The following is a 12,356-nucleotide window of genomic DNA, read 5'->3' as shown; positions in this document are numbered from 1 at the left end:
CCCCTGAGGCTAACCATGACAATAAATCCACAGCCCCTCGAAACGATCGAATTCGCCTCGCGCGATGAGATTGAAGCGTTGCAGTTGGCGCGTCTGAAGTGGACGCTGCACCACGCCTACGACAATGTGCCGATGTACAAACGCAAATTCGACCAGGCCGGCGTACACCCCGACGATCTCAAACAGCTGAGCGATCTGGCGCGCTTCCCCTACACCACCAAGCAGGATCTGCGCGACAACTACCCGTTCGACACCTTCGCAGTGCCGATGGAGCAGGTGGTGCGCATCCACGCCTCCTCGGGTACCACCGGCCGCCCGACGGTGGTCGGTTACACCCAGCGCGACATCGATAATTGGGCCGATATCGTCGCCCGCTGCCTGCGCGCCGGCGGCGCCACCGCCAAAGACAAGGTGCACGTCGCCTACGGCTACGGCCTGTTCACCGGCGGCCTGGGCGCGCACTACGGCGCGGAGCGGCTCGGCGCGACGGTGATCCCGATGTCCGGCGGCCAGACGGAACGCCAGGCGCAGCTGATCCTCGACTTCAAACCCGACATCATCATGGTGACGCCGTCCTATTGCCTGACGCTGATCGACGAACTGGAACGCAAAATGGGCGGCGACGCACGCGGCTGCTCGCTGCGGCTCGGCGTGTTCGGCGCCGAACCCTGGACCGAAGCCCTGCGCCACGAAATCGAAACCCGCATGGGCATCAAGGCGCTGGATATTTACGGCCTGTCGGAAGTGATGGGGCCGGGCGTGGCGATGGAGTGTCTGGAAAGCGGCGGCGGCCCCACCATCTGGGAAGACCACTTCCTGCCGGAGATCATCTGTCCGGAGACCGGCATCGCCCTGCCGGACGGCGAACACGGCGAACTGGTGTTCACCACCCTGACCAAAGAGGCGCTGCCGGTGATCCGCTACCGCACCCGCGATCTCACCCGGCTGCTGCCGGGCGACGCGCGCCAGATGCGCCGCATGGGCAAGATCACCGGCCGCTCCGACGACATGCTGATCATCCGCGGCGTCAACGTCTTCCCGTCGCAGGTGGAAGAACAGATCATGCAGTTCGAGCAGCTGTCGCCGCACTATCAACTGCAGGTCAGCCGCAGCGGGCATCTGGACACGCTGGCGGTGCGCGTCGAGCTGAAAGAATCGGCGCTCAGCCTCAGCCATCAGCAGCGTTGCGATATCTGCCACCAGCTGCGCCATCACATTAAATCGATCGTGGGCGTCAGCACCGACGTCAGCATCGCCAACTGCGGCGATATTCCGCGCTCGGAAGGCAAGGCGCAGCGCGTGGTCGATCTGCGGCCGCGCTGAGGCGCACGGCGTCACGGATGACGCCGCCCCAAATTATGTTAATGTTGTGGCTCATCGAAGGCTAACCCATGGAAAAATATGGAACATAAACTGGATGAGTTCATTCGCCATGCCGTCGACGCCCAGCCGATCAGCGGCACGTCGCTGATCATTTCGCTGTACGGCGACGCGCTCAGCCACCGCGGCGGCGAAGTGTGGCTCGGCAGCCTGAGCGCGCTGCTGGAGGCCTTCGGTTTCGGCGATCGTTTCGTGCGCACCTCGGTGTTCCGCCTGCAAAAAGAAGGTTGGCTGGCGGTGGAGAAAATCGGCCGCCGCAGCTTCTACCGCGTGACCGAGCAGGGAATGCGCCAGTTCCGCCACGCCGAATCGAAGATCTATCTGCGCGAGCAGCCCGCTTGGGACGGCAAGTGGGAGCTGTTGCTGCTGGAATGCGCCGAAAAAAACGCGCGTGCGCGGCTGAAAAAAGAGCTGGGCTGGCTCGGGTTCGGGCAAATCGCCAACAATCTGATGGCCGCCCCCACCCATGCGCAAACCGACGTGACGGCGCTGCTCGGCGAACTGAACGCCAGCGAGCAGGTGATCTACTTTCGCGCCGATTACCCCTATAACCGCTCCGAGCAAACCCTGCAGAAACTGGTGGCCGACTGTTGGTCGCTCAGCGACGTGGCGGCCGGCTATCACGAGTTTATCGTCTCCTTCCGGCCGCTGATGGCGCTGCTGCGCGAAGTCGACCCGGCGGCGCTGACGCCGCTGCGCTGCTTCCAGATTAAGCTATTATTGATTCACTTCTTCCGTCGCGTGGTGTTGAAAGATCCGTTGCTGCCGGACGCGCTGCTGCCCGCGCAGTGGGAGGGCCAGATCGCCCGCAACCTGTGCATCAATCTCTATCAGCAGGTCGATCGCGCCGCGACGGAATACGTCAGCGCGCTGGCGGAGACCACCATCGGCGCCCTGCCCGCGCCGGCCGCCGGCTACTATCGGCGCTTCGGCGGCCTGCCGCGCGACCCTGCATATTAAGGAACTCACGCTATGCCTGTGTATCAGATTGACGGCCTGACGCCGGTCGTTGACCCCAGCAGTTACGTGCACCCGACCGCGGTGCTGATCGGCGACGTGATCGTCGGCAAGCACGTGTATATCGGCCCGAACGCCAGCCTGCGCGGCGATTTTGGCCGCCTGGTGATCTGCGACGGCGCCAACATTCAGGACAACTGCGTGATGCACGGCTTCCCGCAGCAGGACACGGTGGTGGAAGAAGACGGTCATATCGGCCACGGCGCCATCCTGCACGGCTGCCGCATTCGCCGCAACGCGATGGTGGGCATGAACGCGGTGGTGATGGACGGTGCGGAGATCGGCGAGAACACCATCGTCGGCGCGATGGCGTTCGTCAAAGCCGCGGCGGTGATCGAAGCCAACAAGCTGGTGGTCGGCAGCCCGGCGCGCGTGCTGCGCGATCTGACCGAACAGGAGCTGGCCTGGAAGATCGCCGGCACCCGCGAGTATCAGGATCTGGTGCAGCGCTGCAAATCCTCGCTGCACGAAGTGGCGCCGCTGGCCGAAATCGAGCCGGGCCGCCAACGCCTGAGTTTCGGCGACCACCTGATCCCGAAAAGCCAGCTGTAGTCACAAGGGCTGAAGGCGCGCCTCAGCCCCTCCCCCGCATTACTTCACTTCCGGCGCCTTGAGCGGCGACGGCTCAGCCGCGCGGCGGCTCTGGAAGTGATAAGCCACCACCAGCAACAGGGTGAACGGAATACCGAACCACAACGTCATGCGGAAAAATTCGGTAAACGCGGTCGAGATCATCAACGCCGCCATCAGCCCGGCGCCCAGCAAGGTGGTATAGGGAAAGCCCCACATGCGAAATTTCAGGTGGGTCTGCCGATGCCGGCGGCGGAAGAACAGGTGGGTGACGAAAATCATCAGCCAGGTAAAGCAGGCGCCATACACCGAGATAGACATCATGGCGGCGAACGAGGTTTCCGGCGCCACCAGGCTCAGCACGATAGACACCACGATACCGATACACGACATCGCCAGTGCATTGACCGGAATACCGCGCCGGCTGACGCGCCCCAACGCCGCCGGCGCCTGCCCGGCGCGCGACAGCGAGAACATCATGCGAGTGGTGATATACAGCTGGCTGTTCATTGCCGACAGCGCCGCCACCAGCACGATAAAGTTGAAAATACCGGCGGCGGCGGGCAGATGGATCACGTTCATCGCCATCAGGAACGGGCTTTCGCCGGTGCCGGACTGGCGCCAGGGCACGATGGCCAGCATCAGGGCGATCGACAGCATGTAGAAGATGAACAGCCGCACGATGGTGCCCTTGAACGCCGCCTTCACCGCAATCACCGGATTCTTGGCCTCGCCGGCGGCCACCGCGATCATTTCAATGCTCAGGTAGCTGAAGATGGACACGATCACGGCGAACCACATGCCCTTGACGCCAAACGGCATGAAGCCGCCGGCGGTCAGGTTGCGCAGGCCGTAGGCCGGGTTGCCCGAGAATGCCAGAATGCCGATGCCGATCAGAATAAACGCCACGATCGCCGTCACTTTGACGGTGGACAGCGCGTATTCCACCTGGCCGAACGATTTCACGCCGATCACGTTAACAACGATCACCGCCGCCGAGAACAGCAGCACCCACGGCCAGGTCGGCGTCGCCGGGAACCAGAACTGCATGTACATGCCGATGGCGGTGACTTCGGTGCCCACCGCCAACACCACGCAGGACCAGTAAGAATAACGCACCAGAAAACCGAACAACGGGCCGAGATAGAATTCAGCGTAATCGCCGAACGAGCCGGGCGTCGGGTGTTCGGAGGTCATTTCCGCCAGGCTCCCCATCAGCAGCAGCGCAATGACGCCGCCGATCAGGTAGCTCAACAATACCGACGGCCCCGCCATCTGAATGGCGTAGGCGCTGCCAAGAAACAGCCCGGTGCCGATGGCGCCGCCGATCGCCAGCATCGACATCTGTCCGGCGGTAAGATGCTTGTTCAACCCGCCCTGACGGCGGGCGATATGCTCAAAATCATTCATCTGTGGCATGGCTGTGCTCCCGGGCGGAGTTAGGCGGTACGGGTGACGTCGAGAATGGCGGCGGTCACGTAGTCAATGTTGCCGGGATTGAGCCCCGGCAAGCACATGCGGCCGGGTGAGACCAGATAGATGGCGTAGCGCTGTCGCAGAGTCTGCAGCTGCGCTTCGTTCAGGCCGGTATAGCTGAACATGCCGCGCTGATCGCGTATGCGCCGATGATCCAGCGAAGAACCGCCCTGCGCCAGGCCGGCGGCCAGCTGTTCACGCATTTGCTTGATGCGCGAGCGCATTTCCGCCAGCTCATTGCGCCAAAGCCGGCCGAGTTCGGCGTCACCGAGCAGGGCTTCCACGATCTGGCTGCCGTGCGTCGGCGGGCAGGAGTAGCTGCGGCGGATCAGCGTTTTTAACGCCCCTTTGACGTTGACGGCGTTTTCCGCATCGGCGCAGCGCACCGACAGCGCGCCCAGACGCTGGCCGTACAGCGCGACGTTTTTGGAAAACGAGTTGCAGACCAAAAATGGCAGATCGGTTTTCAGCGCTTCGCGCAACGCAAAGCAGTCCTCCTCCAGCCCGTCGCCGAAGCCCTGATAGGCGATGTCGAACAGCGGCAGCAGGTTACGCCGCTGCAGCACGGCGAGCGTGGCGCGCCACTGCTCCGCCGTCAGATCGGTGCCAGTCGGGTTATGGCAACAAGGATGCAACAGGACCACGCTGCCGGGCGGCAGGCTGTCCAACGCGTCGAGCATGGCGGCGAAACGCAGGCCGCCCGCCGCTTCATCAAAGTAGGGATAGGTATTCACCCGCAGCCCGGCGCCTTCGAAAATCGCCCAGTGATTGGCCCAGGTGGGATCGGACACCCAAATTTCACCGCGCGCCAGAAAGTGGCGCAAAAAATCCGCCGCCAGCTTCAACGCGCCGGAGCCGCCGACGGTCTGCACCGTGGCGATCTCGGCCGCCTGTTGCTCACCAAACAGCAGCGTCTGCACCTGGCGAGCGAACTGCGGCGAACCTTCGATCGGCGGATAACCGTGCGGGCGACGCAGCGCCAGCAACCGCTGCTCAGCGGCCTCAACCGCCTGCATCAGCGGAATATTCCCCTGTCGGTCGTAATACAGCCCAATGCCTAAATTCACTTTTTTCGGATTGGGATCCTGCAAATAGGCTTCCATGAGCGACATAATAGGATCGGCGGCGGAAGGTGTAATCTGTTTAAACATGACTCATCCTTAACTCGTTATTGAATTAATATTAAGACTGACTTAAGAAGAAATTAAATCAGGCGATGGCGCTGACGGTAATTTCTATTTTCATTCCCGGCACCACCAATTTTTCGACAATGACCGTGGAGCGATTGGGATAAGGATAATTAAAGTATTTCCGGTAAATATCATCGAGTAATTTAACGTCATTGACGTCGGTGAGATACACGATCACCTGCAGAACCTTATCGCTGTGGCTGCCCGCCGCCTTCAGCGTCTGCGCCAGATTATCGAAGGTCAGCGTAATCTGTCGCTCCGGCGCGCCGGTGTCGATGCTGCCGTCCGCCCGCACCGGGCCGTGAGCGGTAAACAGCATGCCGCCGCCCCGGGTGGCCCAGGAAAAAGGCTGGCCGATCTCCGGCAGCCCGGTTTCTACGATCTCGCGCATGTCAGTGGTTCCCGTGGTGGTTAAGTTGGCGAAGCAGCGCGCCGTCGGCGGCGAACAACGCATCCAGAATGGTAAAATGATTGGCGCCGGGTACCGCGACCAGGTCGGCCGGCAGCCCGCGTTGACGCAGCGCCGCATGATAGTGTTGCGACTGACCTCTCAGTTCCGGCAGCTCCAATGCGCCGTAATACAGCGTAAGCGGCTTGCCGCGCGTCGGCAGGCGGCGCGCCGGGCTGAGCGTTTCAATTTGCCGCGCACTCAGCTGCAGCGCCCGATTGACATAGCTTTGTTGCAGCGGCGCCAGCTCGAACAGGCCGCTGATGGGAAAGACAGCATCCACCAACGCATGCTGCTGCCAGAACGCCGCCAGATGCCCGCCGGCAGAATGGCCGCACAGATAAACCGGATGGGCATAGTGCGGCGGCAGGCGGCGCTGAATGGCATTCAACGCCCCCCCGATCTGGCGGCATATTTCGTCAAGATCCACCGCCGGCGCGAGCGCATATTCCACCAGCACCACGTCAAAACCCAACGCCAACGGTTCGGCGGCGATAAAGGCAAAATCCGCCTTATCGCAGAATTGCCAATAGCCGCCGTGAATAAAAATTAACGTCCCCTGGTGCTGCTTTGCAGAATAGAGCCAATCAAATGTTTCACGTTCGCCGTTGCCATAAGCAATATTATTTTCATGGCGCGTCTGTTTATAAACAGCCGCGCTGCGAGTTTGAAATGAAGTCAAAATAGCCGCTTCATTATCCACCGTGGCGCCGTTGTCATAACTCCCCGCAAGTGGTTTCATATATTAAACTTCGTTTATTATTTAAGATGTAAATTAACTATTAGCATCGCCAAAAATATTGTCAAGACGGGCGCACCAGCAATGCGCGCCCGGTAAAATAAAACCTGATGAATAATGAAAAAGTTTAACCCATGAAACTTTTTGCGTTTATTTCCCCCGCCAGTCCGGCTGAATTTGCGGCAAGGCGCTGAGCCGTTCAAATGCATAATCCCAAAAGGCGCGCACCTTCAGCGGCATGCGTTGCGCCTGCTGCGCCACCAGCTGTACCGGCATTGGCAACGGCTCATGATCCGTCAACAGCCGCACCAGCATACCGGCGGCCAAATCGTCCGCTACCTGATAAGAGAGCAACCGGGCGATGCCCTTGCCGGCGCGCACCGCCAGCAGTTGCGCTTCCACGTCGTTGAGCAACAGTCGGGGAGCCAATCGCACCCGTTCGCCGTTTTCCTGCGGGCCGAAGCGCCATTCGCGCAGCGACGGCCGCTGGGTGCCGACGATGGTGGCGTGCTCCGCCAGCTGCGCCGGCGATCGCGGTTCACCGCAGCGCGCCAGGTAATCCGGGCTGGCGACCGTCACCCGGCTGACCTGCCCCAGCCGCCGCGCCACGCGGGAAGAGTCCTGCAGATGACCGATGCGCACCGCGATATCCAACCCTTCGTCAATCAGATCGAGATTGCGATCGTTCAACACCATTTCGATCTGCATCTGCGGGTAGTCATCGAGAAATGCCATCACCACCGGCGCCACGTACCGGCGGCCGAACTGCACCGGCGAGGTAACGCGCAGCAAGCCGCTCAGCTGCGCTTCTGCGGTATCCTGCACCACCGCCTGATAATCCTGCAGCAGCTGTTGCGCGCGTTCCAACAGCCGCATACCCGCTTCGGTGGGGGCCAGCCGTCGGGTGGTGCGCTCCACCAGCCGGGTGCCAAAACGCTGTTCCAGTGCGGCGATCGCCCGGGTGATCGCCGGCGCCGAACGCCGCAGTTTGCGCCCGGCCGCCGCCAGGCTGCCCTGCTGCACCACCGCCACGAAGATGGCCAACTCGTCTAGCCGATCCATAGATTCTTCCGAAAAGTGAAATTATCAATTTCCACATTGCCGTATTCCGCTCACTCAGCGCAAGAGTATGCTGACAAAAAGCACTGAGGAGAAACGCCATGTCCGCCATCACTCTCTACGGCACCCCGCTTTCCGGCCACGTTCACCGCGTAGCGTTGCTGCTGCGCATGCTGGCGCTGCCCTATGAATGGGTCGAAGCCTCGGCGGAGGTGCGGCAGAGCGCAGCCTTTCGCCGGCTCAACCCGTTAGGCCAGATCCCGGTCTTGCAGGACGGCGATCTGACGCTGGCCGACAGCAACGCCATTCTGGTCTATCTGGTGAAACGCTATGCGCCGGACAGCCACTGGCTGCCGGAACAGCCGGCCGCGGCGGCGCGAGTGCAAGCCTGGCTTTCCAAAGCCGCCGGTGAAGTTCGCTACGGCCCGGCCTCTTGCCGACTGATCGCCCAATTCGCCGTGCCGGAGGATTATCAGGCAGCGCGGGCGATCAGCGATCGTTTCCTGCCGCAGATGGAACAGCACCTGAGCGAGCGCGACTACCTGGCCACCGAACACCTGACCATCGCCGATCTGGCCTGCCACAGCTACGTGGCGGTCGCGGCCGAAGGCGGCATTTCGCTGGCGCCTTACCCTGCGATACGCCGCTGGACGGTGCGCATCGCGGCGCTTCCCGGTTTCTTCGCCATGCCGGCCCTGCCGGCGCCGGCGGGGAGCTGACGCCATGATTCCGCAACTGTTCCATCCCGACGAGCTGCGCGCGCAGACGCTGGCCGGGTTTGGCGGCGTAGGCGGCGGCATCTATCCCGCGATGCCGGATCAGCACCGCGCGTTTTTCGCCGCGCTGCCCTACCTGTTCGTCGCCACGCTGGATGAACAAGGCTGGCCGATCGCCACCCTGTTCACCGGCCCGCCCGGATTTTTACGCGCGCCGGACGACACGCATTTACGCATCAGCGCGCCGCGTCGCAGCGACGATCCCGCCCAGGCGCTGTTGCTGCCCGGCAAACCGATCGGCGCGCTCGGGCTCGACTTCAGCAACCGGCGGCGCAACCGCGCCAACGGCACCGTCGGCCGCACCGACAAAAACCGGGTGGAGATCGTCGTTCAACAAAGCTTCGGTAACTGCCCGCAGTACATTCAGCGCCGCGAACTCTACCCGGTGGACAGCCGGCCACAGCCGGTTGAGCATTTAGCCTCGCTGGATGCGGCGGCACAGGCGCTGATCCGCGCCGCGGATACCAGCTTCGTTGCCAGCTGCGCGCACCTGGCACTGACGCAGGGCGGCGTCGATATTTCTCATCGCGGCGGCCGCCCCGGCTTTATCCACCTGGAAGGTGACACGCTGTGGATGCCGGACTTTCGCGGCAACCGCTATATGAACACGCTGGGCAATCTGCTGGCCGAACCGCGGGCGGCGCTGCTGTTCATCGATTTTGAACGCGGCGACGTGATGCATCTGCAGGGGGAAACGCAGATCCTCTGGCAAGCGGAGGGGCATCCCGCCGTTGAAGGCGCAGAACGCTATTGGCGGTTTGACGTTCGTCGCGCCTGGCGTTTTACGGCAGCGTTGCCGTGGCGGGGGCGCAATCTGGAGTATTCGCCGGCGACGCTGGCGACCGGGGTGTGGCAGCGCTGAAATGAAAAGCCCCGCGGCGGCGGGGCTGGATCGGAAATTACAGGCTGTGTTCGGCCGCCGATGCGGCCTGATAAAGCTGACGAAAATAATTCAACCGCGCAAAGAACAGGCGGCTTTGCTGCTCCGACATATTGCCGGCCACCTGCCCGGCGTCAATCTGCCGCCCTTGCCATTCCATCAGAGCGATGCTCGACGCCAAAAAATCCATTTCGCTGCCGTAGGCCGCGAGATGTCTGTCCACTGATTTCATCATTCGCACACTCCTTTTAATTACATCGAAAAGGGTCATATGCCTGCTCTTTCAGTATCGGCCCGGCGGAGGATATTTTTTGTACAGAAGGTGCGCATAAAGAAAACGATCATCCTGTTGCCGCGCGGGCAAACGGCGGCGGCAAAATTTGCTAGGGTAAAGGGTAGCCGTATGGGATAGACCACTCTGTTGAACTCAGCAAAGAAGGAAGAGACTCATGAGCACCAGCATCTGCGCTACCCTCAAGGACCCCACGCTGTTCCGCGAGGCCAATTACATCGACGGGCAATGGTTGCCGGCCAAAGCAGGCCACGCGATCGCCATCCATAACCCCGCCAACGGCGAGCTGGTTGGCCATGTGCCGGCCTTCGGCGCCGAAGAAACCGCGCGCGCCATCGCCGCCGCCAAGAAGGCGCTGCCCGCCTGGCGTGCGCTGACCGCCAAAGAGCGCGCCGGCAAACTGCGGCGGCTGTTTGAGCTGATGATGGAAAATCAGGAGGATCTGGCGCGCATCATGACGGCGGAACAGGGTAAACCGCTGGCTGAAAGCCGCGGTGAGATCGCCTATGCCGCCTCCTTTATCGAATGGTTCGCCGAGGAAGGCAAGCGGGTCTACGGCGACACCATTCCGCAGCCCCAGACGGGCCGCCGCATCATCGTGCAGAAAGAGCCGATCGGCGTGTTCGCCGCCATCACCCCGTGGAACTTCCCGGCGGCGATGATCACCCGCAAAGCCGGCCCCGGCTGGGCGGCGGGCTGCACCGGGGTGATCCGCCCCGCCAGCCAGACCCCGTTCTCGGCGCTGGCGATCGCCGTGCTGGCGGAGCGCGCCGGGCTGCCCGCCGGGGTATGCAACGTGATCACCGGCCCCAGCAAAGGCATCGGCGGCGAGCTCACCGCCAACCCGGACGTGCGTAAACTCTCCTTCACCGGCAGCACCGAAGTCGGCGCGCAGCTGCTGGCCCAGTGTGCGCCCACCATCAAGAAAACCAGCATGGAGCTGGGCGGCAACGCGCCGTTTATCGTGTTCGACGACGCCGATCTGGACGCCGCCGTGGCCGGCGCGGTCGCCTCGAAATACCGCAATGCCGGCCAGACCTGCGTCTGCACCAACCGTTTTCTGGTGCAGGACGGCGTGTACGACGCCTTCGCCGCCAAACTGAAAGCCGCCGTCGCCAAGCTGAAAGTCGGCAACGGCCTGGATGACGGCGTCACCATCGGCCCGTTGATTAACCCGGACGCGGTGGAGAAAGTGCGCGAGCATATCGCCGACGCCGTCGAGCACGGCGCCTCGGTGCTGCTGGGCGGCAAGCCTGACGCGCTGGGCGGCAATTTCTTCACCCCAACCATCCTGACCGACGTGCCGCGCACGGCAAAAATCTTCCGCGAGGAAACCTTCGGCCCGGTGGCGCCCCTGATCCGCTTCAGCCAGGAGGCCGACGCCGTCGAGATGGCCAACGACACGCCGTTCGGCCTGGCCGCTTACTTCTACAGCCGAGACATCGGCCGGGTGATGCGCGTGGCCGAAGCGCTGGAGTACGGTATCGTCGGCATCAACGAAGGGTTGATCTCCACCGAGGTGGCGCCGTTCGGCGGCATGAAACACTCCGGTTTGGGCCGCGAAGGATCGAAGTACGGCATCGAGGACTATCTCGAAATCAAATACCTATGCCTTGGCGGCGTGGATGCCTGATGCGTTCGGCCCCCGCACCTGCGGGGGTTCTGTCTGGCGTTTGCTATCTTTAGGTTAGGCATCTTTGTGCGGTTAAAAGGGATTGTCTCTATGCGGCCCATCTCGGTACATCTGCCCGGCTTTTACGTCGCCGGCCAAACGGTCAGAACCACCAACCAGAACGAAACCCAAGCCGAAACGGCAAAGATTCCCGCGCTGTGGTCGGATTTTTTCGCTACCTCACCCGCCCTGCCGGTATACGGGGTCTATTCCAATTACGCTTCCGACGCCAGCGGGCCGTTTGACGTCACCGCCGGCAGTGAGGCACAGAGCGGTTTACACATCCAACCCGGCCGCTATCTGGTCTTCCCCGCCCGTGGCGCGATGCCGGCGGCGGTCATCGCAAGCTGGCAGCGCATCTGGGCCTACTTCGAACAACACCCTGAGATCGAACGCCGCTTCCTGACCGACTTCGAAGCCTATACCGGCCCCGACGCGGTCGATATCCACATCGGCTGCCGCTAACGCGACAATGAGGTCAACGATGATCGCCTTCTCGCCCGCCATTCCGATCCTGCGTATCTTTTCGGTCGACAAGGCCAAAGAGTTTTACCTGGATTTTCTCGGTTTCACGCTGGAATGGGAGCACCGTTTCAGCGAAGACCTGCCGCTGTACATGCAGATTGCCCGCGCCGGGCTGACGCTGCACCTGAGCGAACACTACGGCGACAGCACGCCCGGCGCCGCCATTTTCATTCCGATGCAGGACATCGATGCGCTGCACCGGGAGCTCACGGCCAAAAACTACCGCTATGCACGGCCGGGCCTGGAGATTGTCGATTGGGGCAAGGAACTGAACCTCACCGATCCGTTCGGCAACCGCCTGCGGTTCTGCGAACAGAACCGCAGGTCCTGAG

At 62.2% G+C, this 12,356-nt stretch carries 14 protein-coding genes; 8 read left to right on the top strand and 6 right to left on the bottom strand.

Annotated features, from left to right (window positions below; translation table 11 throughout):
• Positions 1–15: 15 nt before the first annotated feature.
• The 3 genes from paaK (at position 16) to paaY (ending at position 2,949) form a co-directional block, all read left to right on the top strand.
• Positions 16–1,323, top strand: coding sequence for a phenylacetate--CoA ligase PaaK (gene paaK, locus CRO23_RS08675; RefSeq protein WP_016927188.1), 1,308 nt, complete (start codon positions 16–18; stop codon positions 1,321–1,323).
• A 78-nt stretch (positions 1,324–1,401) separates the two neighbouring features.
• Positions 1,402–2,340 carry a phenylacetic acid degradation operon negative regulatory protein PaaX gene (gene paaX, locus CRO23_RS08670; RefSeq protein WP_097101775.1) on the top strand — a complete coding sequence of 313 codons (939 nt, stop codon included), beginning with the start codon at positions 1,402–1,404 and terminating at the stop codon, positions 2,338–2,340.
• Positions 2,341–2,352: 12 nt separating this feature from the next.
• Positions 2,353–2,949 (top strand): phenylacetic acid degradation protein PaaY, encoded by a 597-nt coding sequence (paaY, locus tag CRO23_RS08665; RefSeq protein WP_016927186.1) that lies wholly within the window; start codon positions 2,353–2,355, stop codon positions 2,947–2,949.
• A gap of 39 nt (positions 2,950–2,988) precedes the next feature.
• On the opposite strand, the gene CRO23_RS08660 is transcribed toward paaY, so the two are convergent.
• From CRO23_RS08660 to CRO23_RS08640, 5 genes are all read right to left on the bottom strand, one after another.
• Entirely contained in the window at positions 2,989–4,386 is a 1,398-nt protein-coding gene (locus tag CRO23_RS08660) for an amino acid permease (RefSeq protein WP_016927185.1), read from the bottom strand.
• A gap of 20 nt (positions 4,387–4,406) precedes the next feature.
• Positions 4,407–5,594 carry an amino acid aminotransferase gene (locus CRO23_RS08655; RefSeq protein ID WP_097101774.1) on the bottom strand — a complete coding sequence of 396 codons (1,188 nt, stop codon included), beginning with the start codon at positions 5,592–5,594 and terminating at the stop codon, positions 4,407–4,409.
• A gap of 58 nt (positions 5,595–5,652) precedes the next feature.
• Complete coding sequence (locus tag CRO23_RS08650) at positions 5,653–6,024, bottom strand: RidA family protein (protein ID WP_033639957.1); 372 nt, start codon at positions 6,022–6,024, stop codon at positions 5,653–5,655.
• A 1-nt stretch (position 6,025) separates the two neighbouring features.
• The gene (locus tag CRO23_RS08645) at positions 6,026–6,823 is read right to left on the bottom strand and encodes an alpha/beta hydrolase (RefSeq protein WP_097101772.1); all 798 of its coding nucleotides are present in this window, start codon (positions 6,821–6,823) and stop codon (positions 6,026–6,028) included.
• A 147-nt stretch (positions 6,824–6,970) separates the two neighbouring features.
• A complete protein-coding gene (locus tag CRO23_RS08640) occupies positions 6,971–7,882 on the bottom strand; it encodes a LysR family transcriptional regulator (RefSeq protein ID WP_097101770.1) in 912 nt (303 codons plus the stop codon).
• A 98-nt stretch (positions 7,883–7,980) separates the two neighbouring features.
• Here CRO23_RS08640 and CRO23_RS08635 point away from each other — a divergent pair, with 98 nt between their 5' ends.
• Together CRO23_RS08635 and CRO23_RS08630 are read left to right on the top strand one after the other, a co-directional pair.
• The gene (locus tag CRO23_RS08635) at positions 7,981–8,598 is read left to right on the top strand and encodes a glutathione S-transferase family protein (RefSeq protein WP_097101768.1); all 618 of its coding nucleotides are present in this window, start codon (positions 7,981–7,983) and stop codon (positions 8,596–8,598) included.
• A gap of 4 nt (positions 8,599–8,602) precedes the next feature.
• Complete coding sequence (locus tag CRO23_RS08630; protein WP_097101767.1) at positions 8,603–9,517, top strand: pyridoxamine 5'-phosphate oxidase family protein; 915 nt, start codon at positions 8,603–8,605, stop codon at positions 9,515–9,517.
• Between the two features lie 37 nt (positions 9,518–9,554).
• On the opposite strand, the gene CRO23_RS08625 is transcribed toward CRO23_RS08630, so the two are convergent.
• Positions 9,555–9,770, bottom strand: coding sequence for a glycogen synthase (locus CRO23_RS08625; RefSeq protein ID WP_004935234.1), 216 nt, complete (start codon positions 9,768–9,770; stop codon positions 9,555–9,557).
• Positions 9,771–9,984: 214 nt separating this feature from the next.
• Between CRO23_RS08625 and gabD the strand changes: the two genes are divergently transcribed.
• The 3 genes from gabD (at position 9,985) to CRO23_RS08610 (ending at position 12,355) form a co-directional block, all read left to right on the top strand.
• On the top strand, positions 9,985–11,460 hold the full coding sequence (gene gabD / locus CRO23_RS08620) for an NADP-dependent succinate-semialdehyde dehydrogenase (protein ID WP_097101765.1): 1,476 nt from the start codon (positions 9,985–9,987) through the stop codon (positions 11,458–11,460).
• A gap of 90 nt (positions 11,461–11,550) precedes the next feature.
• Positions 11,551–11,964 carry a GyrI-like domain-containing protein gene (locus tag CRO23_RS08615; protein WP_016927177.1) on the top strand — a complete coding sequence of 138 codons (414 nt, stop codon included), beginning with the start codon at positions 11,551–11,553 and terminating at the stop codon, positions 11,962–11,964.
• A gap of 22 nt (positions 11,965–11,986) precedes the next feature.
• Positions 11,987–12,355: a glyoxalase/bleomycin resistance/extradiol dioxygenase family protein gene (locus CRO23_RS08610; RefSeq protein WP_025159860.1), complete on the top strand. Its 369-nt coding sequence runs from the start codon at positions 11,987–11,989 to the stop codon at positions 12,353–12,355.
• Position 12,356: the final 1 nt, after the last annotated feature.

This window comes from Serratia sp. JKS296 (assembly GCF_900215445.1).
GTDB classification, from domain to species: Bacteria; Pseudomonadota; Gammaproteobacteria; order Enterobacterales; family Enterobacteriaceae; genus Serratia; species Serratia marcescens.
The sequence above is the reverse complement of the archived record's forward strand: the minus strand, read 5'-3'. Positions and strand labels throughout refer to the sequence as shown.

Coding starts and splice junctions, on each gene's coding strand:
- paaK (WP_016927188.1), top strand. CDS start 16: ATGACAATAAATCCACAGCCCCTCGAAACGATCGAATTCGCCTCGCGC.
- paaX (WP_097101775.1), top strand. CDS start 1,402: ATGGAACATAAACTGGATGAGTTCATTCGCCATGCCGTCGACGCCCAG.
- paaY (WP_016927186.1), top strand. CDS start 2,353: ATGCCTGTGTATCAGATTGACGGCCTGACGCCGGTCGTTGACCCCAGC.
- CRO23_RS08660 (WP_016927185.1), bottom strand. CDS start 4,386: ATGCCACAGATGAATGATTTTGAGCATATCGCCCGCCGTCAGGGCGGG.
- CRO23_RS08655 (WP_097101774.1), bottom strand. CDS start 5,594: ATGTTTAAACAGATTACACCTTCCGCCGCCGATCCTATTATGTCGCTC.
- CRO23_RS08650 (WP_033639957.1), bottom strand. CDS start 6,024: ATGCGCGAGATCGTAGAAACCGGGCTGCCGGAGATCGGCCAGCCTTTT.
- CRO23_RS08645 (WP_097101772.1), bottom strand. CDS start 6,823: ATGAAACCACTTGCGGGGAGTTATGACAACGGCGCCACGGTGGATAAT.
- CRO23_RS08640 (WP_097101770.1), bottom strand. CDS start 7,882: ATGGATCGGCTAGACGAGTTGGCCATCTTCGTGGCGGTGGTGCAGCAG.
- CRO23_RS08635 (WP_097101768.1), top strand. CDS start 7,981: ATGTCCGCCATCACTCTCTACGGCACCCCGCTTTCCGGCCACGTTCAC.
- CRO23_RS08630 (WP_097101767.1), top strand. CDS start 8,603: ATGATTCCGCAACTGTTCCATCCCGACGAGCTGCGCGCGCAGACGCTG.
- CRO23_RS08625 (WP_004935234.1), bottom strand. CDS start 9,770: ATGATGAAATCAGTGGACAGACATCTCGCGGCCTACGGCAGCGAAATG.
- gabD (WP_097101765.1), top strand. CDS start 9,985: ATGAGCACCAGCATCTGCGCTACCCTCAAGGACCCCACGCTGTTCCGC.
- CRO23_RS08615 (WP_016927177.1), top strand. CDS start 11,551: ATGCGGCCCATCTCGGTACATCTGCCCGGCTTTTACGTCGCCGGCCAA.